We start from the raw sequence: 21,341 nt of genomic DNA, 5'->3' as shown, positions 1-21,341 counted from the left end.
CTATTTACTTCCTTGCGTATCGGTTGGCCTTGGTGCTGCTAGAACAAAGCGCAGGTCAATCCGCCGGTTGGCCTGTCTGCCTTCTTCAGATGCATTTTCCCTAACTCCACGAGTTTCACCATATGCACTCACACCAAAAAAATGCTCACCGTTGGCATTTCGCAATGTTTCTAAAAGAGGCTGCTTTTGCATGAGATAGCGAAAGGTTACTAGACTTCTTGCTGCAGAAAGCTGCCAGTTGTCCATGTACTGCGCAGTGCGTATGGGCACGTTGTCTGTGTGACCTTCCACCAGCACGGCCTCCAGCCTGCCAGGGGTAGGCTTTTTTGATGCGCAAATTTCAGAGGGCTTGTCTTTTGTGCCGCTGTAGCAAGGTAGGTGTTGGGCCAGAATAGCCCCAAGCAGTTGAAGGCTCTCTTCTCCACCAGGAGCGAAGTTGGCTTGCCCGGAAGGGAAAAGTATTTTTTCAGGAACATGTAGCAAGCCTTTGTCCACATCAATCTCGACCTTCAAGCCTTTTTGCATCAGGTCTTGTTTTACGTCTTCCAATAAGCTTTGGCGTATGGACCGCGCATCTGTCAGTTCCTGCTGAATATTTCTAAGAGCAATAATTTCCTTCTTGCTGTCCTCTTCCTTTTGCGCGGCACTGGTGGTTGCCTCGTGCAAATTGATGACAAAGGCCATGAGAGTAATGATAAATATGAATAGCAAGGTGGCCATCAAATCGCTAACAGAGGCGAGATACCCTTGTTCATCAGAGCGGCTATCATTTTTATGCAGGGGATACTGTCGTTGAGACATGTGCTACCTCGCAATTAGCCACGCGTTTTTTCTTCGGTGGAAGCGTTTGTAGCGTCCATACCTTCCCGTATATCCTGCCATTCTTCCACAGCCTCCTTGAGCCCTCTGACAACACTATACAGATGGGCTGCTGCCCGTTCCAGATGGTCATCCAGCCCTGCGATATAATCCTTTGTAGATTTGCTGTATGCCCCCAGACCATCTGTCAGAGTAATAAACGTATTTTGCAACGCAGTATCTATATTTTCAAATCGTTCTGCATACCGTTTCCATAATTGTTCTAACGCGTATTGCTGGTTTTTAACCATTTCATAGTGTTCATGCGTAGAAGAAGTGTGTTTATCCAATGAATCTTCCATGTGCTTTTTCTGTGCATCAAGGGCGACCAGGGACTCCTTCCAGGCATTTAAAAATATTGCAGAGTGTTCTTGAATTGTTAACATTTGTTGCTCAAAACGTAATTCCTGCTGTGATCTTTCCTCGGCAATGACAGAGTGGCATGATTTAAATTCTTCTATGGCAGAAGCTGTATGCTCTGTTGCAGCCTGAATAGCTCTTTGAGTCTGCGTTGTAGCTTCCTCAAAAACAGAAGTGCTGCTTTCAATGCGTTGAATGCATGAGTGCAAAGAGCTATGAACATTGACAAGCTGTTGCAGTGTTTCATTCAGTGCTTTGCTCGCCTCCAATCCGCGCCCTTGGGATTCTTTGTATTCTTCCAGCAAGGGTACCAACGTGGAGTGCATCTCAGCAAAGGCCGCGCTGAAGGCATCCATTTCCTTTCCAGCTGCAGAATGAATTTTGTCTGCCAACTCTTTGGTCAGGTTGGAAATAACTTCTTGTGACTCTGTTGCCCTGTCAGAGCGAAGTGAACAGAGCTCGCTAACCATTTTTTCCAATAAAGGCTGCATCCCGTTAGAAAACATGCCATTTATTGCTTCGCTGATATTTTGTCCAACATCATCCACGAAGCTCTGCATAAGGTCGCGCTGTTCTTCCTGCAATGCAAGCTGCTGCCTGCTTATGTCTTCGGCTGTAATCAGGTGTACACGCGCATCAAGGGCGTTGACAAAGTCGCCAAGGTGTTTTTGCAACGCGCGGAAGGTGCGTTTTTCGCAGACTGCAAATATTAACGAGCAGATAAGCCCTACAATAGATGTCATAAAAGCGAGGCCCGCGCCGGATAGAAGCTGGTTGAGCGCAGTGCGTAATTTTTCCGTGTTATCAGCGTCAAAACCACCGCTAAGACCTGCACTTGCGAGGTAAATACCTCCGGCAAGGCCAATAAATGTTCCCAAAATGCCCAGCCCCGTAAGGTAATTAGGACTGGCGATATAGGTTGCTGCGCTATAGTTGGGAAGGATTATGGTGTCTTCGTTGAAAAAAAATGCTGCGGAGTGTGAGTTCCGCACTGGTGTATTATTGTCATTGCTATGAACCAGTGACTCCGTGAATTCAGACCAGTAATGCTTGAAAATAGCATTCTGGCAAATGGCATCGTTGATGCTAGAAAAATTATACTTAAAAGCAATCTCGTTGCGCCGTTTTCCTGCATTGGGAAACGCATTATCATTTTGAGTCTCAAGCCCTTCTGCAGACGCCACATTCTCATCTTGAGACTCAAATTCTATGGCTCGCGTCGCTTCATTGCATGCTTGTACGATTCGTTTTCCTTCCTCAAATTTGCGACAACATAAATAAATAAAAATTGCGAAAGTGCCTAGACAGTATATAACTGTAAAGTACTGGTTTTGTGTGAGCAGTGAAATATCACGCATAAAATTGTAAATATCCATATCTTCCCCCGGTAGATACGCGTTACGGAACATTTGTGGCAAGAAGCAATAGAAAATGAAATCGTCTGATAGTCAACTTGAGCAAGTCAGTACCAAAACTACCATGTAACAAACTGTAGATATAATATTTTATACCACATCCATCTGGCTTTTCACACAAAACAGCACACGTTGAAAGTTTTTTTAATTCTAGTACTGCGTATTTAGCGGCCCTATCTTGGGTTGACGGCGTTCCCCATAAACATGATGCTACTGGCAAATTCCATTTTAAGTGAAGTTGCAACAAGGGGAATCGTGCCGCTTCTTCGTGATTGGACTCAGGTTGATGAACAGTTCCTTGAGTTCATCAGCGTTACAGTTACTGAACAGGTACTCAAGCAATTCTTCCTGCCGAGCCTGCCCCATCGTAACCCGGTAAAGTGACAGGATTTTTAGCAGTCGGCTGTATTGTGCCTTGTCCTTGCTGTACGGGTACATGGGAACAATACGTTCAATTTTGAATGCTGCATCCTCAGGTAAGCACCAGTATGGAACAAGCTCAGGGTCGTCATTTATCTTGGTGTCAAGCGCAAGCTGAAACAGTTCATTCCAAATGCCCTTTGTGAAAACTTCACCCTTGAACTTCTGCGCCAAACTCTGGCGAATGGCCAGGCACTTATACCGGTTAATGCGCCCCTCGCGCTGCTCAAGGTCGATGGGATTGTGAGGTAGATTCCAATGCATAATTTTTCGTGCATAGTTGTGGAAATCCAAGCCTTCTTGCCCAATGGAGGTTGTGGCAAGAACGAACGGACGGAATGGAGCATTAAATGCCGTTCTTAGGTTTTCTTTACGCTGTGAGGTCTTTTCATCACCTCTGGTCTGATAAAAACCTGCCGCGAAGTGGGACCGTAAACGAATTTGAGATTTGTTGCTGTCGGTGAAGCTCCCGTAGCTGTCAACAGAATAGCTCGCTGTAGTCGCTTTCAGTGCTTCGCACATTTGATTACACAGGCTTTCGACATTGCCGTCATTGAGAATGTGAACATATTCATCAAGCATGGCGGCGAAGTTGCCATCTTCACAGTATTTTAGCACATTTTTATAGTGGGCATCGTCGCTCTTGCCATAGGCCAGCTCAACCGCCGCAATGGCCTCCGGCTTGTCGAGCATATCAGCAACTTCTTTGGCGAAACGTTCCGAGAGGCGACAGTCGCTATTAAACACGCGCATGGCACAAGTGGCAGGCGATGCAATGGCCATCGATGTTAGAACATCAGCCAAATCAGAAGGCATTTTTCTCTGTGGTATTTTGAAATCTTCATTCCCTGGCCAGCGATTGGAAACTATATATTTGTCTAAAATTTGTGGTGCAATCCAATACCAATCTATATCAGACACACCACGCTCAATAATGCGGTATTCATGCTTCATACTATCAAGCAGAGGTTGGATTTGTTTCCTGATGCCTTTGCGAATGGCACTCAGAGATTTGCCCATATGCTCTACAGGATTATACAGCTTGGCGAGAAATTCGCTCGCAGTGATGATCGGCTTCATGCGGTTATCTGTGAGTTTGCGATAAGGGAAGCGCGTTACCGATCTGCGTTTGAGATTGGTGCCAATGTCCATGCTTTCAGACAAATATCCTTTGTTGCGCTTATCAGCTTCTTTCTCGTACAGCTTGCCAATGGTGCGTCGTTCGCACTCATAGGAGAGCATACAGGCTATCATGCGCGGCACCATCTCCCACGCAGAAAACACAAGAACCTTGGAAAAGCAGACCTTGCCCTTAAACACGCCTCGCGGCTGATAGTAGGGAATGGATGGCGGCACCCATAGTAGGCTCTCAGCACTCTTATCGAACGCAATGTTAATGAGACATTCAAGCCGCGCGTTGTTCGATGGCAGAGTCTCATAGGAGCGCAATTTTTTCTCGTCCACGAATAGCAGTTTGCGGTTTTTCGGTTTTATCTCCGGATTTTGCTTTTTGATGTCTGACTTATATTTGTAATGCTCCATGAACGACAGTGGGTATGGGCAGGACTTTACATATTCTACAGGAATATGAGTTGATTCGCTCAAGCTCTCAGCTGCAATAAAAGTCTGGATATCCATTTCGGATACGGCGAGTGGGACATCTGTTTTATTGCAATCTATAAAACATTCACTTCCGTCGATAAGCAAGCGCTCTGTACGGCACATCCCACTATACATTTCCTTCTCCGCCTTAGCCTTTATATTGACTCGCGTGCCGAAATCAATGTTGACTCCACGAAGGGACTTGGAGAAGTCACTCCAAGTCTCTTCGAACTGGATATTTCTATTATCATCGGAGAACAGGAAGCGCATCAGCTCCATAAATTCTTGATAGTGCTCGTCCACGCCGCTCTCGGCGGCTTCTTCGAGGGTTTGGTACAGCTTATACGGCGTTGCGGACAGCAGTAGCGTGTTCGCACCTGAATCCTTGAGGAACTTCTGTGCGAGCATACCAGTATCGGAATTGGGTGTTGCGCTGATAAGCTCACGAAAGCGCTGAAATTCATCCATGATAACAAGGTCGGGGGTAAGCCTACGGATGCTGATTTCAGCGAATATCAACCGTAGCTTCGCGAGGGATTCGTACCCATCAGAAATAATGGAATGGATCAAATCATCGGTGAGCATGACGCGCACTTCATCGGTCAACGGGCGCAGGTATTGCTCGCCGCAGACATCCACACGGCGCGTCATTTCATCGGCCCACCAGTCAAACCCCTTTGTCGCCCGTTGCGTCATAAATGCGCGCAGCTTGCCAGTATACTTGGAAAACTCTGGCATCTTGCTCAGTACAGCATAGATAAGTGCACGCTCAGACGAATTGCCATTCCCGCTTGTCAACGTGAAGGAGGTCGCAGGAGTAAGGGGGATAAGCTGGATATAACCCTCCAAAACTTTGGGATCCTGCTGCTGCTCAAAGATTTTTAAATGCTGCATGGAAAGACGTGTATCTGATACTCCATCCACAGTAATGCCATCGTAAATTTTCAGCTTGCGGATGTTCTGGTTTGCGATAGACGTGTTTGAGCATATGTAAAGCACCTTAAATAATTGCTTACCGCTCTGCCTATAGTGGTTGGCAAGCTTTGCGATTACGCCACGCGCAATCATTGTTTTGCCAAGCCCGACCTCATCAGCCACGAGGACGCGCTGTTGCCCCCCCCCTAAAGAGGTCAAAGCAGTGTTCTACCGTGGCGCACTGAAAATCCTTCAGCTCGCTCAAAATTTCTGCTTCCCGCGTCTCAAGCTTCATGACTTCATCACCTTTTCGAATTGCTCATAGAGCCGCAAAAAGTTCTGCGGTACAATATTATTATTGGCGAGCTTAATTATCTTTCTAATATCACGCAGACTGTCCGAGTCGGTTGCAGCGGCTTTCAGCATTCGCTCATACAGAATTGGTGTGTCATAATTCATATTCAAAAATTTGAAGTCGCCCCTACTTTTTTTCTTCCTTTCCAAAAAGGCGGAGAGAACGTCTTCGCTCAAGAAAAAAGCGATGTAATTAAGAAATGCGTTCTTGTCTTTCACAATATTGCTGAATACGGCAGAGTCGCGGTTTTGGGGAATACCCTTAGTGGAGATTTTCAGCACTCGGCTGACTTCCTGGTTACTTTTTTGGGCTGTGACGATATACCATTCTGACAAGTCGCACAAACGCAGATCCGTGAAATCCATCTTTTCGCATACTGGCTGATGGGTAATTTTCATCAGAGGCGATAGTGTAAGCTTAGCATCAGTCTGGAATGGCTCCATTCGAATCGTAAGGGAGAAGTTGTCTTCTTCTATGACATCCGCCGTCTTTTTTAACGTACAAAAGTCACGCACAATGCCCTCAAGCATTGTGACAATGGCATCCTCACTGTCGGCTATGTAATCCTTCGGTTCCACTTTTTCAAAAGGGTTCGTTTTTTCATCCTTGCCAAACAGGTCTTGCTTTAGCTTCTCTACGTTCAGGTATCGTTGTTTACCCCAAAGGCAAACCAGGCACTCCACGTTGCCGCCACGAAAGGCGTTGTAGCTAGCATTTGCCGAGCCGATATACAATTCACTGTCAGAATGCTTCGTGCGCAAATAGACCTTTGCATGAATGTCCTGCTTCTTGAAGTCGCCAGACTCAGAGATGCGTTCCTCGCCGTCTACGACAGCGTCCTTGATGGTATAGGTGTCAAAAATCTTCAGTAACTTTTCGTCGAGCTTTGACAATTCGGATTTTCTGGTAATCAGCGTGCAATCGGCATCGCTTAACCGCTTGTCGGCAAAGTCTTCAATGACGCCCCCGCTGAGGAACGGCGATATAACGACCAGTTTATGGAATGTCTCGCTCAGATTATCTGTCGCAGGTGTACCGATGCCGTAAGAGATAAAATCGAAACCCTCAAACTCGCGCCCTGAGCTCCTCCACTCGGCTTTTGAAATTTCACCTGCTAGTTTGGCAAGTTGCTTGCGTTTGGCTTGCAACTGGCCGTTATGAGTGCTTGTGTTCTTGTGCAGATACTGCAAAAAATTGAAGATGGCTTTGTCCGTGCCGCTGCCTTTTTCGAGGACAGATTCGCCCTTATCTGCGCTATCAAGGCGCAGGGCTACATCCCAGCTTCGGTCAAAGGTAAGGTTTCTGGACATGACAATCAGACGGTACTTGTTGGGCAACCCATCTGCTGTGAATTTCAAAAACCATGTTTTCGGATGGAATGACCGTTTGTTTCTCAGATTGACCTCGCAAACGCAGCTTTCGAGTAGTGGCAGCAGCTTGCTCGGCTTGTGGGGCTTTTTTATCTGTCCGCTCTGGCAGAAAATTAATAGCTTGACGCTTGCCCTGCGAATGGCTTCAAGCATATGCAAGGGGCTTTCTGTCATCTCGGTGTCGGGGCCTGTATTTAGGCCAACAATCGCACAGGTTGCAGTGAGCGTTTCCAGATCAAGGGAGTAGGTCGTACCTACTGCGAAGCCCACCTTGTAGAGCGGAGGGGGGGACAGCATGATTCTGTAATCAACACGGTCTGACTGGGGGCTAAGCATTGCGGGTTACCCCCCCAAATATATCTCTTACTATTCTCTGCACATATGGCAGGCGGTAAGTGAGCGCCTCCATGTTAATACTCTCGCCGTCGTATTGGTAAAGACACTTGTTAGTGAGCTTTGACCGCGCCGCATCTTTAATATCCTTTTCGCGCTGGATGATGAGATTATCAAGTTCGCACTCGTTGCCAATAGCTTTTTGATAGGCTCTCAAAAATTTCATAACGTTGGAACGAGGCTTTAAGCGAGCCTCTATCTCCTCAAGGCTTACCATGGGCCGCTTTTGTAAATATAGATTCCACCGCTCGTTTGCGTCTTCATTTTGCTTGTTTGAATAAATGACGTTATATCGGATCTGCGCACCAAGAATAAACCGTGCAAAATCACGGGCAAGCTGATAATCTCGAAGCATCTGCGGTGGCATCAGGCCTTGCAGAGCGTCTATGTCATCGAAGGACTCATATTCGGTGAAATCAAGACGTTTTTCTCGCAGAATCAGTGCTAGCAAGCTATCCCGCGTGTCCGGCATGAAAAGTATTCGCTCACGCAGGTAGGTTGCTTCAGTGGCAGTCAGGTCAATGGTAAGGCTGTCACGCCAGTTCTCTTTATGTGTTGGAACTCGCCAAGCAGAAGCGCCGCTTATCCCTGCTTCGGAGTCGTCTGTCGTGTCGCCTTCGTGCTTTGCTTTCGCTTGCCGAGTAGTCTCTGCTGCTCTGATGCTTTTTTCCGCTCATAGGCAAGCCCGGCATACTCACTCATCGTGACTGGATCAGTTAAGAAACCATAAGTGCGAAGTGTTCTCCAATAGATACTTGACGGCTTTCTACGTAGTGCCTGTCGTGACCGTTGGCCAATAACGCCCTCAGCACCTTCCACGGCAAGAACGTCAATTAAATCAAGTTCATGCTGTTCCAAAGCACCTATGAACTCACGGGGAGAGAGCCTTGCGCCGCGCTCCAACTCCAAGCAGATATAGGGAATTATAAATAAATATTTTGCTCTCGTCTGGATTGTAGAAGTGCCCGGGAATAGGATGTTGGCAAAGCCGTCCCGAATTGTGCCGATGCCAAGCTCGTCCACCGCGCCCGGCTCAGTGAGTTGGCGAAGGACACTGAATACCATATCACAGTCGCTTTTTGAAAAATCGACCCATCCTAAACTTAACATTGTTTTCCTCTCAGCAGTGGCTGGTCATAAAAGAACAGCCCTTCAATGATTTCATATTGGATTTTTCGTAACTTAAAAAATATTTAATGATTACAACTATTCTTTTAGCTACAAGAAGATGCAAAACCCATTCGTCCAGCAAGGTATCAACCTCCGCAAGCACCAGATCCAGCGCAGTGGCTAGCCCGCTGACTGTGCGTGTGATTTTATCGACGAGGGTTAGGAGCCTGCCGCGGCGTGACGGACAACAACGACGCTACAATCTAAGAAAAAATAGTTTAATATTCTGTTATTACAAAAATGAACTAGCATATACAGGTCGCTACGCCACATGCGCAGTTCTGCTGAACGGAATCCGTTTCTTGCAGCCCCTTTCATTAAAACTTGGCTCAGAGGTTTATCGTGTCGCAGTTGATATTGTGCGCAGAAGGACCTGGGTTAGATTGCCCCATTAAACTCCCGCCTTCTCTCGCTGCATCCTGCGCTCGGGGCTTCAACTTCGATACGAGCGGCTTTCTTGATGGCTGCCACACGCTCCGGCCTGCTTAACCAGTCGAGAAAAACTGGTTTTAGGGCTTCACTTCAGTGTGAGCAGCGTCGGCCATAAGCGGTACTTGTAAAAACCGTGCCACTCTGCAAAAGAGAATAGATACACGCAACGTAGAATTACCACTACGCCCCATTTGTCAGGTTATATTTTATACTATAAAGTATGGTATATTGAAAAAAGCGTAACACGATTTATTCAATGTCTATTATCAACCCATCATGAATGCTTAAACGTAAATGCTATGACTTGCATTGGTTGTTTGAATTGTCAATAAATGAATACGCCATCGCAGGGCAGAAACACCTAAAAAAGTTATATTACTCCGTTTGGAAAACACCAATAAATGGAATCTTTCTGGGGAAGCTGGGCATGTTAGATCATCTTTTCATATGCTTTGTCTTTCAAATATGTTCAGCGATATATTGCTCCACTGAACAGACAGGAATTATACTCCCAAACCCCGCTATTAATCCTGTTTAGCGATTTGCTAGAGGGAGGTTCATTTTTCATGGAGGCATCCAATGGACACATATCAATCAGAAAACATCACAGATCTGGCCAAGGCTCTACTCAACCTGCAGCGAACCGTGCAACCGGTTACAAAAGACGCTGAAAATCCATTCACCAAAAGTTGGTACGCCAGTCTCAACAGCGTCATGGACGCCTGCCGCGATGCGCTCATCGAAAACGGTATCTGGCTGTGCCAGTACCCTGTGCCTGTGGAGCAACCTAACTCCTTAGGGCTGGTTACCAAGCTGACACATGTAGAGTCGGGGCAATGGCAAAGTTCCCTTGCTGTTGTTCCTTTGCCAAAGGCCGACCCTCAGGGCATGGGATCGGCAATGACCTATGCCCGCCGCTACGCTCTAACCGCCATGTTGGGCATGGTTACGGAAGATGACGATGGTGAAGGTGCTAAAAATGGCAAAAAATCGCCCACACGTCCCAAACTCCCCCTAAACGCCCCTGAATTACAAAAAGGGCAACACCGCAACCCATCTACCGCAAACAACATTTCAGGCCCCTCAAATCGACCGCCAGCAAGCCTTGAAAATCTCCCGCCGCTGGAAGGCGTCACCTACCAGCAAGTTACCGCTCAGGACGGACGCCCTTGCATCATTGCCACCGGCAACACGCAAGCAAAAAAGGAACTGCTGACTGGTTCGGGCTTCCGTTGGAACCCGCAGAGAAAATTGTGGTGGAAGTATGTTGACGCTGCATAGCAAAAATAAAAATGTCGAGTGAGAGGGCTGCCTGATGGCGGCCCTTTCGCTTTTATGGAGATAACCCATGGAACAGAAAGACCGCACAGAAGGATTACGGGCGTTAATTCGGCAAGGCCTGCAAGCCGTTGCCCACAAAGACACACTCGCCCATCTGGGCGACCGCTCCAGCTATGTGGGAATGAGTGATATCGGCCAACACTGGGAATGCCCACGGGCGGCGTTGGCCAGAAAGGTGCTGCCCACCACAAACAGCCTGGAGCGCCTGCTTACGCTGCAGCGAGGGCACTGGTTTGAATCTGGGGTTGGGCAGGCACTGTCATCGTTGGGCCTGCATGTTCTGCCCCAGCTTGAGATTAACTGGCAACATCAGGGCGTGCCCATCAAAGCTCATCTTGATTTTGTGCTGGTCTGGGGCGCGCCTGTTAAGGCCATTCGCATTCTGGAAGTAAAAAGCACCGACAAGCTTCCCGGCACCCCGCACGATTCCCATCTGCTGCAACTGCACGGGCAAATCGGCCTGCTAACAAAGGCGTGGAGCAAGCCCGTTTTCAGCCTTCGTGCTGAGGATGGTACGATTCTGCATGACAAAATAACTTTCCCTCAACTTTGCCGTGCCCAACTTGGCTTTGAGATGCCCCAAACTGCTGCTGAGACAAGCATGGAAGCATGGTTGCTCTGCCTTTCCATGAAGGAGGTAAGGACGTTCGGCCCCTACGGTTTCAATCAGGCCATGCTCGATACGGCCCTTGACCATGCGGCACAACTTTGGGGAGAACTTGCAGATTTCCGCGCCGGACACATAACCCTGGCACAGGTTGATTGCGCTCAGGGCTTTTACCCGTTGTGCTCGTACTGCGAACACAACGGTGACTGCCCCAAATTCCCGCAGGGCGTGCAAATGCCCCAATGGGAACCAGCTTTGGAAAAGCTGGCTGCCATCAAGGAGCAGCGCACCGCTTTAGATAGCGAAATAAAAGAGATGGAGACGGTACTCAAGCTTGTTCACCGCCAGGCGGGCACTCGGGACTGGGTAGACACGGGAAACTATCGCTTCCGCATGTCAGTGGCAGCTGGTCGCACCACTTTGGACAAGGATGCTCTGCGGGAGGAGTTGACCGAGATTTTTCATACGGGGCATCTGGGCGACATCGACGTGGATACCTTGCTGGCCCGCTGTGAGCGTACGGGCTCACCTTTCGAAAAATTGAGCATTTCGCCCATAAACTGACCTTCGGGAGATCTACATGGGATATTATTCTGACGTGGCCCTGTGCCTGACAAAAAAAGGCATGGATCAGTTAAAAACAGCTCTTGCAGAGGCAGAAAAGAACAATCCCGACAACCTTGCAGCAATCAAAATGCTCATCGGTGGTGAACCCAACAAAATCGATGAAGGCTCAGGCTCCGTTGTCTTTCTGTGGGAGGGGGAAAAGTGGTACGATGAATTTGATGAAATCGCCTTTGTTGGCAAGCTCATGGACAATTTGCCCCACGAAGACTTTCTGTTCATCCGTATTGGCGAAGATTATGACGACATTGAAACTCGCGGTAGTTATCAGTGCAATCCGCAGCGGGTGCGAATTGCCCGGGAAATTGCAGTGGACTGAGCCTCATTGACTGATGTCAAATTTGATGTCATAAAAGATATCGAATTTATCCAACTTGGAGGATTTCATGGATTCCATACACTCCAATATCACCGTTAGCGTCACTGAACTCAAACGGAACTTTGCGAATGTCCTGGCAACTGCCAAGGATGCGCCGGTGGCAGTTTTGAACCATAACAAACCTGAGGCATACCTGTTGTCCGCAAAGCACTATGAAGAAATCCTCGAAATTCTCGAAGATCTTGAAGACAGAAAGATTGTTGAAAAGCGCGAAGATGGCCCTTTTGTCAAGGTAACGCTTGATGAGCTATAGTCTGCAGTTTCATGAGCTAGCACTGAAAGAATGGAAAAAGCTTGATGTAAGCATCAGAGAACAGTTTAAAAAGAAACTTGTAGAACGGTTACAGCAGCCGAGAGTTCCTTCATCTGCCCTGTCTGGCATGCGTGATTGCTACAAAATCAAATTGCGCTCCATTGGGTATCGCCTTGTGTACAAGGTGGATGATGACATTCTCTTTGTATCGGTCATCTCCATTGGTAAGCGTGAACGCCTTGAGGCATATCGACAAGCCTTACGACGTATGCCCTCTGAAGAATAGTGCCATAAGGAGAACACTGCTTCTTGATAGGCAAATTGTAAGCAATGCAGCGAAGGCAATACCACTTCCCCTTGAAGAGCTGGTTGCTACTGCCATTGAAAATCAGCATGTTATTCTTGAATTTGAGCTTAAAAAAGGCATTCCGTTGAACTATCTGGATGAAAAAGGGCAATGCACCCTGCGTTACCCTGATGGTCATACGGAAGTCGTCTCGCTGCCTGAGGCCACAGAAGTTCTCCAGTCAGACAATTCCGTATAATTCACAAAAAACCATCCTAGCCAGACTGATACCATATTTCGAAGAGCCCGGTTCCCTTAAAAGGAGCCGGGCTTTTTCTGTATCTAAGGAGCAGCAATTATGAATACAAATTTGATCGAAGGACTTAGTAACCTGAAACCCAGCGACCTTGATGCCGGGCAGGTTTTCAGCGGCAAGCTCTCCGGCACCACAGTCAAAGGATACGCCGTTCCTTCGGCCTACACCCCGGCCATTGACCACGACTATATTTTCCACGAGTCCAGTCGCGATGTTGTGGTCTGGTTTCTCAATGCTCAGGAACCGTTGTACCTTTTCGGCCCCACTGGTTGCGGCAAAACCAGCTGCATCAAGCAGCTGGCTGCCAGGCTTAACTATCCCGTCTTTGAGGTTACTGGGCACGGGCGGCTGGAATTTGCCGACCTGATTGGTCACCTGACGGTCAAAAACGGCAACATGACCTTTGAATACGGCCCGCTTACGCTTGCCATGCGCTACGGCGCACTTTTGCTGCTGAATGAGATCGACCTGACCTCGCCAGAGATTGCAGCAGGGCTGAATAGCGTATTGGACGGATCCCCCCTGTGCATAGCGGAAAACGGCGGCGAGCTGATTGCGCCACACCCCATGTTCCGTCTGGTTGCCACGGCCAACACCAATGGCGGTGGCGATGACACCGGCCTCTATCAGGGCACCCAGCGGCAGAACCTTGCCTGGTTGGACCGTTTTACTATCTGCGAAGTGGGTTACCCATCTGCCGAGGTGGAAAAACGCCTGCTCGCACGGCGCTTCCCTTCGCTACCCGAATCGTTGTGCGCCACCATGGTGGACTATGCCAATGAGGTTCGAAAACTCTTCATGGGCGAGGCTACCACCAGCAATCTGACCAGCACCATAGAAGTAACATTCTCCACACGCAGTTTGCTGCGCTGGGGTGATCTGACCGTTCGCTTTCAGCCGCTAGCCCATCAGGGCGTACAGCCTGTCACCTACGCCCTCGACCGGGCTCTGGCCTTCCGTGCCAGCCGTGAAACCCGCGCCATGTTGCATGAACTGGCTCAGCGCATGTTCCCACAACAAGTGGAACCAGGATCCCCCAAAACCGAGGCGTCTGAGGCAGTCCCCCTGCAAGGTGAGCAAGCCCTACGCTTCATGCGCGGGCATCTGCACCGCACACCCACGGTGGCCAAGCCCCGCGTTCATCTTCAGGTAGTCCACAACCTTTCTGGCAAAAAACAGGACGGCAAATACTGGATCGGCGAAGCCAGCCCTGTGGGGCTCACGCTGGAGTGGGGCAAACCGGACACTGTCGGGCAACAACACTTTATCTCCGCTGAAAATTGTGCTGGCAACAATTCCGTGCTGGAACTTGAAGCTCGCGCGACAAAAAAGATCACGCAAGGCTACACTCTCAATCCTGCAAAAAGCTCTTTCTAGGAGAAAACCATGACAAAACTTGTTTCAGACATCCGTATTTTAGACAATTTATTGGCACTCAACCTTAACGTCAGTTTGTGGTCAGCCCGACGCAAAATGTGCCAGGAGGACCTGGGCGGCGCGGAGCTACCGCCTGAGGATCTGGCCTCGCTTGGTTCCAAACGCATTGCTGACCCGGAAAACCTCAAGGTGTTCGGCACGCTCAAGGCTCGCGCCTTTAACTATCTTGACCGGCATGGGGTGCGGTTCATGTCCGGCTGGGCCATCCCCGAGGAAAAAGCCGGCGAAATCGTGCAGGAGCTGCTTAACATCCGCACCGAATTCGAAAAAGAAAAGGAGACATTTCTGGCGGACTATGACCAAAATGTGCAGGCATGGATTGAGAAGCACCATCAGTGGGGCGAAATTATCCGTAACTCCCTTGTGGGGCCCGACTATGTACGAGCCCGCATGGATTTTCGCTGGCAGTTGTATAAGGTGGCCCCGCTTGAGCAGCACGCAGACAACACCACTGTGCTGGAAGCCGGTCTGGCAGAAGAGGTGCAGGGCCTTGGCGGCACCCTGTTTGATGAGGTGGCCAAGTCTGCCGATGATATATGGCGCAGGGTTTATCATGGCAAAACGGAGGTAACCCACAAGGCGCTTTCACCGCTGCGCACCCTGCATGCCAAGCTCACGGGCTTGTCTTTCGTAGAGCCACATGTGGCCCCGGTGGCTGACATCGTGCAGGCTGCACTGCTGCGCATGCCCAAGAAGGGCAACATCACCGGCACAGATCTGCTGCTGTTGCAAGGGCTGGTCTGCCTGCTCAAGGACAGTACGGCTCTTGTGGGCCACGCCCAAAAAGTTGTTGAAGGCTACGGCCCGGCCTTTGTGCTGGATGCCCTGTTGACTGGTCCGGGCGTTATCCACGAGCCGGACGGCCCTGCTGTACTGATGGATGGCACCATGAATGGGAATATGGACGATGAGCCCATCCTGCCTGAGATTCCCGTGGCAGATAGCGCTTTGCCGCATCCTGCCATACCCAGCCTGGGTCTGTGGTAATATCAAAAATTCATTGAATAAGGCTAACGCTATGGCTAGCCTCAAGGAAAGGGATCCCCATGCAACAAGTATCAACCAGACGGACAAGGTTCGCCAGCCAGATGGATGCGGACCTCTATGAATGCCTCAAAACAATCGCTCGACAGGAAGGCCGTCCAATTGGGGCAGTCCTAGAAGATGCTGCACGTGCATTCATTGAAAATCGCAAGGAAATAGTTGTACAGAGGAATGTACTTGAAGCCCTTGATAACAGCATGCTTGAACACGATACGCTATATAAAAAATTGGCAAAATGAATCCAGCTTACCTCCCGCCCGCAGGGCGACATACTACGCTGGCAAACGATCCGCCATGCTTTGTAGCGTTGCCTGACAAACCCGAACAGTAGCCCGGCAGAAATGTCGGGCTTTCTTATTGTGGGGTACCATGATTCGAACAAAAGATGTTCTCAACTGCCTGCCCCTTTTGGCATCCATTCTGGGTGACCGCTATGGCGTGCAGGTGCGTATTGGCGGCAAGGAAGCCTGTACCAACGGTAAGGTTATCCACTTGCCATCATTGCCCATTGATTGTGAGCCGGAATTATTGGCGCTGGCCAAAGGGTTCACAGACCATGAGGCTGCCCATATACGGCACACTGATTTTAGCGTGCTGAAAGCTGCAAACCTTAATCCTGTGACCTTCAATCTGTTCAACTGCCTTGAGGACTGGCGTGTTGAAAAGAAGCTGTCGGGCATTTTCCCCGGCTGCCGGAGGAACCTGAACTGGCTGATACGACGATTCTTTGTAGAACAAGCACAGCCAAGGGCCGGGGACGATTCCCCGGCCCTTGCTGTTTTGGACTATGTGCTGTTGACGGTGCGAGCCTGGGATGTGGATGAGGTGACCCCGGCACGCCAATACGCGGCAAGCATCATGGAGCATCACTTCCCCGGATTGAAAGAGGCCCTGGATGCCATATTGGTCAAGGTCTACATACATTGCCCGGATACGACGGCAGCAGTTGAATACGCTCGGCAAATCGCCCAGTGCATCCGGCAGTGGGAACCGCCTCAGCCAATGGCAACCAACAAGTATACGGAAAAAAACGATCAAGGCGACATGCCACAGCCGACAAGGGAGACCAATGATTCTACTTCACAAATAAACCAACAATCTTGGTCTGTTCAACCATCAAGTGCTTTGAGTGATTTACCGCTCAAAACTCTTTTTCATGCGGGGGCGCAGGATCTACCCCAGCAACTCGGCGAAATCATGGCGATTGAACTTACCAATAATAGTGCCGAAGCAGCCGGTGACGCTCTTAACGTCGCGGTAGAAGGCACCCGGCATGCAGCCGCCTTGCCAGCAGAGCAGAAGCTACAAGCCCTTCAGGCCAGCATTGCTCTACGTACACGCTTTCAGGGCTTTCTGCAGGCGCAAACGCAAAGACGTTGCAGCATCTGGCGCAGAGGGACTCTGCACGCTAATTCGCTTTATCGTCTGCAGGTTGGCAATGCTCGTGTTTTCCAAAAAGAGTCTGTGCAACTGGGTCTCAATACGGCTGTCCATATCCTGCTGGACGTAAGCGGCAGTATGGCTGGCGCACCGATTAATCTTGCCAACCGGGCCTGCTATGCCGTGGCAACAGCGTTGAGCCATATTCGTGGCGTGAACCCGGCGGTTACGGCCTTCCCTGCTGCCACGGCGACCAATTCAGTATTCCCCATCATGCGACACGGGCAGGCAGTGCCAGATATGTTCGACATTCGGGCTTCTGGCGGCACCCCCTTGGCTGGGGCCTTGTGGTGGGTTTTGCAAACCATGCTGCCCCTCAAAGAACAGCGTAAGATGATTCTGGTTATCACTGATGGCATGCCGGACAACCAGCTGGCCGCAAACAATGCCCTGGGGGTGGCGCAAAAACTTGGCTTTGAAGTTTATGGCATTGGCATACGGGATGAGCACATTATACATCTGCTGCCGCACACAAGTAGGATGGTCAACGATCTGCCTGATCTGGTGCCTGCCATGTTTGCCATGCTGCAGGCTGCATTACTCAAAGGCGGTGCAGCATGATGGTGCCCCTAGATTTCAGACCTTGGTACCGAACGGGAGTATTCCGTTTCTTTACGCTTAACAAAAAGCGGCGCATCCCGCGCTGCTAAAAATGAAGGAGGGCATATGAACCCACTGGCTTGGATACCAGTAGCCATCGCAGTGCTGCAAGTCATCAAGGACAACTGGGACGACTAGCCCCACTCGGGCTGGCATGCAGAAGGCGGGAATTCCCCAACTTCTATCATTTCGCAAGAACAAGGGGAGCAAGAACATGAGCAAGACTTGGGTATTTATTGGCGGTATGGTGGCCGGAATAGCAGGCGTATTTGCTGCGGCGTTTGCGGCTGAAGAGTTTGACGCTCGCAAACAGCCCGGCAAGGACAGCACAATTGAAACCGAAAACATACTTGCCCTGCCAGAGGCAAAGAAGCCATAACAAAAAATGAAGTAGCCATGCATCCGGCATCTGTTCACGAACCGGATGCATGGCAAAGAACTCCACAGCTAAGAGATTGCTCAATTCAAGATAAATGTGGAGGCAATGGACTATAACACTATATTTTCTGCACCCCCCAATTAATCAGCAGCGCACTACCCCATTTTTCACACACCGATTTATGCTTCCAGATGTTGCGGAAAGGTGACCATGGAACAACCTTGAGAAACCGTCTGCGCTCATTACATCAATCACCAGCGGCACAAAGACATACGAGGACGTGCAAATAGTACAAAAACGGAATCTACCTAAACCTCACTATCTGGCTTCGGCACTACTAGGGCCCGTAAAAAACCTAACCTTGCCTGTTGGCAAAGGGCAAATTTCCATAAATATTTTTAAACCTCTTCAGCAAACAGCCTTCACACCCCTTTGGATCTTCAGGGGCGACGCGCCATGCAACAAGGCACTCGTCAATATTTTCCAACTGCCAGATTGATCTTCCACCACGGTGCGCTGCCTTTATACCGTTTCCATACCGCATATACGCCTGCAAACGCGCCATAAGGGTTGTTTTGTATTTCGGGCCGCCAGCCTTGCCAATATATAATATTCTTGTTCCCTGCACCCAGCTTTGCTGTAATTTTTCTTCGCTCTGCGGCGTGACCTTGTTGGCGCGGGCCCCCCTGCCGGGAACGCAAAAAATGGGCTGCTCTGTTTCGCCGGGGAGCAGGATCATGTAGACGCCTGCCTCTTTGGGAGCATTGGCGCAGGCACTGCCCAAATCGCCAATTTTTTCAAACCCTGTAAAGCCTTGCGGATTAGCCTCAGAAAACGTTTTAATATCAAATAGTTTAGCCCATTCCATGCTCATTCTGCCTCCAAAAATCAGCAATTTTTTTGCCCTAGCGTGCAGACGGTAGCGGGCACATTACATGGATTTTTACTTACGGCAATTATTGGGCACGTCAAGTAGCGCACCTGTTTATGGTGCTATAGTTGGTTGTTGGCTAGCAATTCACTATTGGCCGTGCGTTGTCCTGGCGGTAAGGTCAAATAAACTGAAAACAACCGTCAAAATCTGAAACGATAAATGTGCATGGTACCTGCAAACAAGGAATCCCAAAATGCGCAAATCGTTTCAAATTTCATGTCCATCCTCAGACACCTTGATTTCACCAGAAGTAGCATTGGGCAAGGCCCTAGCGGGCAAATGGCTTATGAGGCTCCTTGACCTACCTATTCCATTGAACAACTATTTCTTTTCTTGTCTACGCTGGTGCGCAGATGACCTAAGGGATTTTGTCGTTATGCTCCAAGACCAGATGGTCGCTTATTCTGGTCGCAGCCATAACAATACAAAGCTTCGCCACGCCATTAAAGAAATGCAAACAAAGCCAGTAAAACGTCTGGACGATGCCCTGGAAGAACTCGCAGAAGATCATGCGTGGTTTCAGCCTCACCTCAGGCAATGCGCACAAACATTTTTATCCTGCATCTATCCCCATGAACAAATATGCAAACCCTACACCAAATCACAGAAAAAAATTCAAACTTTTTTTGGCTTGAGCAATGAAGCAATGAGTTTGTGTATCCTCGCTTTTTTGACAGGAAATTTTCGTTTTGTAGAAATTTATTTTGAAGACACCCTGCGTATTCAGTCTGTTGAATCCAGACTGACGCTCAGCTACATGCTGAATATCCCCAGCACTGTTTGCAAGGAAACAATTGCACAATTGCAAGATATGGGCATTCTTTATGCTGGGGGATCAGGCATCAGGCTTTGCGAAAAATTTGAAACAATCTGGCAACGTTGCGATACAGCCTCATTGCACAAAATTTTTTGCACTCCCTTGCGAGGCAAGTCTCTGCCTCTAAACGAATTTAACATTGCAGAAGAGAGTAAAAAACACGTTATGCGCCTGCTGCGTCGCCAAAGCAGCAGACCTGTTCATATTTTGCTATACGGCGCACCAGGCACAGGGAAATCCAGCTTTGCCAACGCCCTTGCCAATGAGCTAAACGTTAAGGCTTGGGCTGTTCCTTGCAAAGAGGATGACTTAACCCAGGACAGGCGCATTGCGCTCACGGCATGCCTACGAATGGCTGCTCCCCATAAAAATAGCTTTGTTCTAGTGGATGAGGCAGAGCGCCTTTTGGACACCTCTGTAACCATGTACAGAAGTTCATCCACCAAAGCGTGGCTAAACGAATTTATGGAACACCCAAACCAGCATGTCATATGGATAACCAACGATGTTAACCAGATTGATCAGGCAGTTCGCAGGCGTTTTAGCTTCAGCATCCATTTTGAGGCACTGGATAAAATAGAACGTCGACGCATCTGGCTCAGAACAATGCAACGATTGCAGGTCGAAAAGCATATCGCACCTGAAGTTGTAGAACAGTTTTCTGACCAATACCCCACGCAGGTAGCTGTCATAGAACATGCCTTACGCGAAGCCAAAACATTAGCCACGCGCAACGGCTTTGCCGCCTGCGTAGAGCGTATTTTGCTGGCACATGCGACCCTGGCGGAAAACGGAATTAAGCCCAAAAGAAAGCCCACCAGCGACACCTGCAACGCTTACAGCCTGGACGGTGTGTGCACAGTTCAACCATTTGGCGTGCAGCTTGATCAACTTCATCGTTTGAACAAGCACCTGAACACCAACAAAACTGGCTGTCAGGGCATGGGCACAATTCTTTTTTATGGGCCACCTGGAACTGGCAAAACAGCACTGGCAAAACATCTTGCACATCTGTTAGGGAGGAATTTAACCATCAGGAAAGCTAGCGACCTGTTAGATCCTTATGTTGGCATGACAGAAAAAAATATTGCCGCCGCATTTTCTGAGGCGCAACACAATGACACCATGCTGGTTATCGACGAAGCAGACAGTTTTTTGAATAATCGCGACAGTGTGAGCCAGGGATGGGAAAAAACTCAAATAAACGAGTTCTTAACTGCTCTTGAATCCTTTACAGGGCTTTGCATTTGCACCACCAATCATAGAAATGGGATGGATCCTGCGGCAATGCGACGTTTCAGTTTTAAAATTGAATTTACATATGCCGGGCCAACGCAGCTGGAAGCCCTCTATACCAAAGTGCTTGCCCCAGTTGTGGGCACGCCACTATCACTTGAGCTTAAAAATAAACTATGCTTACAAAAAAAACTTACCCCTGGTGACTTTCATGCCGTGCTCATGCAGTTCTGGCTGTGTGAGCAAGGTTCGATTTCTCATGAAGTGTTGCTGTCAGCCTTGCTCCACGAGCAGTCATTAAAGCTCGAAGATGTTGCACAACGTATCGGTTTTGCCTAATAATTAACGAATTAGTTCA

The 21,341-nt window shown here is 49.0% G+C and carries 17 protein-coding genes and 1 pseudogene; 10 read left to right on the top strand and 8 right to left on the bottom strand.

What is annotated here, in order from left to right; all coding sequences use genetic code 11:
- The 6 genes from ACUZ9P_RS08730 to ACUZ9P_RS08705 form a co-directional block, all read right to left on the bottom strand.
- Positions 1-801, bottom strand: coding sequence for an OmpA/MotB family protein (locus ACUZ9P_RS08730; RefSeq protein WP_449249403.1), 801 nt, complete (start codon positions 799-801; stop codon positions 1-3).
- A 14-nt stretch (positions 802-815) separates the two neighbouring features.
- A complete protein-coding gene (gene zorA, locus ACUZ9P_RS08725; RefSeq protein WP_449249402.1) occupies positions 816-2,594 on the bottom strand; it encodes an anti-phage ZorAB system protein ZorA in 1,779 nt (592 codons plus the stop codon).
- A 267-nt stretch (positions 2,595-2,861) separates the two neighbouring features.
- Positions 2,862-5,753 carry a helicase C-terminal domain-containing protein gene (locus ACUZ9P_RS08720; RefSeq protein ID WP_449249401.1) on the bottom strand — a complete coding sequence of 964 codons (2,892 nt, stop codon included), beginning with the start codon at positions 5,751-5,753 and terminating at the stop codon, positions 2,862-2,864.
- A 108-nt stretch (positions 5,754-5,861) separates the two neighbouring features.
- Positions 5,862-7,631: a phospholipase D family protein gene (locus tag ACUZ9P_RS08715; RefSeq protein ID WP_449249400.1), complete on the bottom strand. Its 1,770-nt coding sequence runs from the start codon at positions 7,629-7,631 to the stop codon at positions 5,862-5,864.
- Positions 7,624-8,160 carry a hypothetical protein gene (locus ACUZ9P_RS08710; RefSeq protein ID WP_449249399.1) on the bottom strand — a complete coding sequence of 179 codons (537 nt, stop codon included), beginning with the start codon at positions 8,158-8,160 and terminating at the stop codon, positions 7,624-7,626. Before ACUZ9P_RS08710 ends, ACUZ9P_RS08715 begins: the two co-directional genes overlap by 8 nt.
- Before the next feature lie 110 nt (positions 8,161-8,270).
- Positions 8,271-8,798: a DUF6361 family protein gene (locus ACUZ9P_RS08705; protein WP_449249398.1), complete on the bottom strand. Its 528-nt coding sequence runs from the start codon at positions 8,796-8,798 to the stop codon at positions 8,271-8,273.
- 1,071 nt (positions 8,799-9,869) lie between these two features.
- On the opposite strand from ACUZ9P_RS08705, the gene ACUZ9P_RS08700 reads away from it, so the two are divergent.
- The 9 genes and pseudogenes from ACUZ9P_RS08700 (at position 9,870) to ACUZ9P_RS08660 (ending at position 17,578) form a co-directional block, all read left to right on the top strand.
- Positions 9,870-10,571 carry an ERF family protein gene (locus ACUZ9P_RS08700; protein WP_449249397.1) on the top strand — a complete coding sequence of 234 codons (702 nt, stop codon included), beginning with the start codon at positions 9,870-9,872 and terminating at the stop codon, positions 10,569-10,571.
- 67 nt (positions 10,572-10,638) lie between these two features.
- Positions 10,639-11,802 carry a hypothetical protein gene (locus tag ACUZ9P_RS08695; protein WP_449249396.1) on the top strand — a complete coding sequence of 388 codons (1,164 nt, stop codon included), beginning with the start codon at positions 10,639-10,641 and terminating at the stop codon, positions 11,800-11,802.
- Between the two features lie 16 nt (positions 11,803-11,818).
- The gene (locus ACUZ9P_RS08690; protein WP_449249395.1) at positions 11,819-12,181 is read left to right on the top strand and encodes a hypothetical protein; all 363 of its coding nucleotides are present in this window, start codon (positions 11,819-11,821) and stop codon (positions 12,179-12,181) included.
- Between the two features lie 67 nt (positions 12,182-12,248).
- Positions 12,249-12,494: a type II toxin-antitoxin system Phd/YefM family antitoxin gene (locus ACUZ9P_RS08685; protein WP_215647100.1), complete on the top strand. Its 246-nt coding sequence runs from the start codon at positions 12,249-12,251 to the stop codon at positions 12,492-12,494.
- Positions 12,484-12,780 carry a type II toxin-antitoxin system RelE family toxin gene (locus ACUZ9P_RS08680; protein ID WP_449249394.1) on the top strand — a complete coding sequence of 99 codons (297 nt, stop codon included), beginning with the start codon at positions 12,484-12,486 and terminating at the stop codon, positions 12,778-12,780. Before ACUZ9P_RS08685 ends, ACUZ9P_RS08680 begins: the two co-directional genes overlap by 11 nt.
- A gap of 358 nt (positions 12,781-13,138) precedes the next feature.
- A pseudogene (locus ACUZ9P_RS08675) lies at positions 13,139-14,128 on the top strand (AAA family ATPase); the annotation flags it as partial.
- Positions 14,129-14,482: 354 nt separating this feature from the next.
- On the top strand, positions 14,483-15,520 hold the full coding sequence (locus ACUZ9P_RS08670) for a DUF3150 domain-containing protein (RefSeq protein ID WP_449249393.1): 1,038 nt from the start codon (positions 14,483-14,485) through the stop codon (positions 15,518-15,520).
- A 59-nt stretch (positions 15,521-15,579) separates the two neighbouring features.
- A complete protein-coding gene (locus ACUZ9P_RS08665; RefSeq protein WP_227117817.1) occupies positions 15,580-15,816 on the top strand; it encodes a hypothetical protein in 237 nt (78 codons plus the stop codon).
- A gap of 130 nt (positions 15,817-15,946) precedes the next feature.
- Entirely contained in the window at positions 15,947-17,578 is a 1,632-nt protein-coding gene (locus ACUZ9P_RS08660) for a cobaltochelatase CobT-related protein (protein WP_449249392.1), read from the top strand.
- 223 nt (positions 17,579-17,801) lie between these two features.
- Here ACUZ9P_RS08660 and ACUZ9P_RS08655 read toward each other — a convergent pair whose 3' ends face one another.
- Both ACUZ9P_RS08655 and ACUZ9P_RS08650 read right to left on the bottom strand, forming a co-directional pair.
- Positions 17,802-18,047, bottom strand: a complete 246-nt coding sequence (locus ACUZ9P_RS08655) for a hypothetical protein (protein ID WP_449249391.1) — start codon at positions 18,045-18,047, stop codon at positions 17,802-17,804.
- A gap of 304 nt (positions 18,048-18,351) precedes the next feature.
- Positions 18,352-18,870, bottom strand: coding sequence for a hypothetical protein (locus ACUZ9P_RS08650; protein ID WP_449249390.1), 519 nt, complete (start codon positions 18,868-18,870; stop codon positions 18,352-18,354).
- Between the two features lie 253 nt (positions 18,871-19,123).
- Between ACUZ9P_RS08650 and ACUZ9P_RS08645 the strand changes: the two genes are divergently transcribed.
- Positions 19,124-21,322, top strand: a complete 2,199-nt coding sequence (locus ACUZ9P_RS08645; RefSeq protein WP_449249389.1) for an AAA family ATPase — start codon at positions 19,124-19,126, stop codon at positions 21,320-21,322.
- Positions 21,323-21,341 lie beyond the last annotated feature (19 nt).

The sequence above is a fragment of the Desulfovibrio intestinivivus genome (genome assembly GCF_053570665.1).
This window is presented reverse-complemented; position numbering and strand designations above follow the sequence as displayed.

Excerpts from the sequence above, each read along its gene's own strand:
- ACUZ9P_RS08730 (WP_449249403.1), bottom strand. The coding sequence starts at position 801 with ATGTCTCAACGACAGTATCCCCTGCATAAAAATGATAGCCGCTCTGAT.
- zorA (WP_449249402.1), bottom strand. The coding sequence starts at position 2,594 with ATGGATATTTACAATTTTATGCGTGATATTTCACTGCTCACACAAAAC.
- ACUZ9P_RS08715 (WP_449249400.1), bottom strand. The coding sequence starts at position 7,631 with ATGCTTAGCCCCCAGTCAGACCGTGTTGATTACAGAATCATGCTGTCC.
- ACUZ9P_RS08710 (WP_449249399.1), bottom strand. The coding sequence starts at position 8,160 with ATGCCGGACACGCGGGATAGCTTGCTAGCACTGATTCTGCGAGAAAAA.
- ACUZ9P_RS08705 (WP_449249398.1), bottom strand. The coding sequence starts at position 8,798 with ATGTTAAGTTTAGGATGGGTCGATTTTTCAAAAAGCGACTGTGATATG.
- ACUZ9P_RS08700 (WP_449249397.1), top strand. The coding sequence starts at position 9,870 with ATGGACACATATCAATCAGAAAACATCACAGATCTGGCCAAGGCTCTA.
- ACUZ9P_RS08695 (WP_449249396.1), top strand. The coding sequence starts at position 10,639 with ATGGAACAGAAAGACCGCACAGAAGGATTACGGGCGTTAATTCGGCAA.
- ACUZ9P_RS08690 (WP_449249395.1), top strand. The coding sequence starts at position 11,819 with ATGGGATATTATTCTGACGTGGCCCTGTGCCTGACAAAAAAAGGCATG.
- ACUZ9P_RS08685 (WP_215647100.1), top strand. The coding sequence starts at position 12,249 with ATGGATTCCATACACTCCAATATCACCGTTAGCGTCACTGAACTCAAA.
- ACUZ9P_RS08680 (WP_449249394.1), top strand. The coding sequence starts at position 12,484 with ATGAGCTATAGTCTGCAGTTTCATGAGCTAGCACTGAAAGAATGGAAA.
- ACUZ9P_RS08670 (WP_449249393.1), top strand. The coding sequence starts at position 14,483 with ATGACAAAACTTGTTTCAGACATCCGTATTTTAGACAATTTATTGGCA.
- ACUZ9P_RS08665 (WP_227117817.1), top strand. The coding sequence starts at position 15,580 with ATGCAACAAGTATCAACCAGACGGACAAGGTTCGCCAGCCAGATGGAT.
- ACUZ9P_RS08660 (WP_449249392.1), top strand. The coding sequence starts at position 15,947 with ATGATTCGAACAAAAGATGTTCTCAACTGCCTGCCCCTTTTGGCATCC.
- ACUZ9P_RS08655 (WP_449249391.1), bottom strand. The coding sequence starts at position 18,047 with ATGCATCCGGTTCGTGAACAGATGCCGGATGCATGGCTACTTCATTTT.
- ACUZ9P_RS08650 (WP_449249390.1), bottom strand. The coding sequence starts at position 18,870 with ATGAGCATGGAATGGGCTAAACTATTTGATATTAAAACGTTTTCTGAG.
- ACUZ9P_RS08645 (WP_449249389.1), top strand. The coding sequence starts at position 19,124 with ATGCGCAAATCGTTTCAAATTTCATGTCCATCCTCAGACACCTTGATT.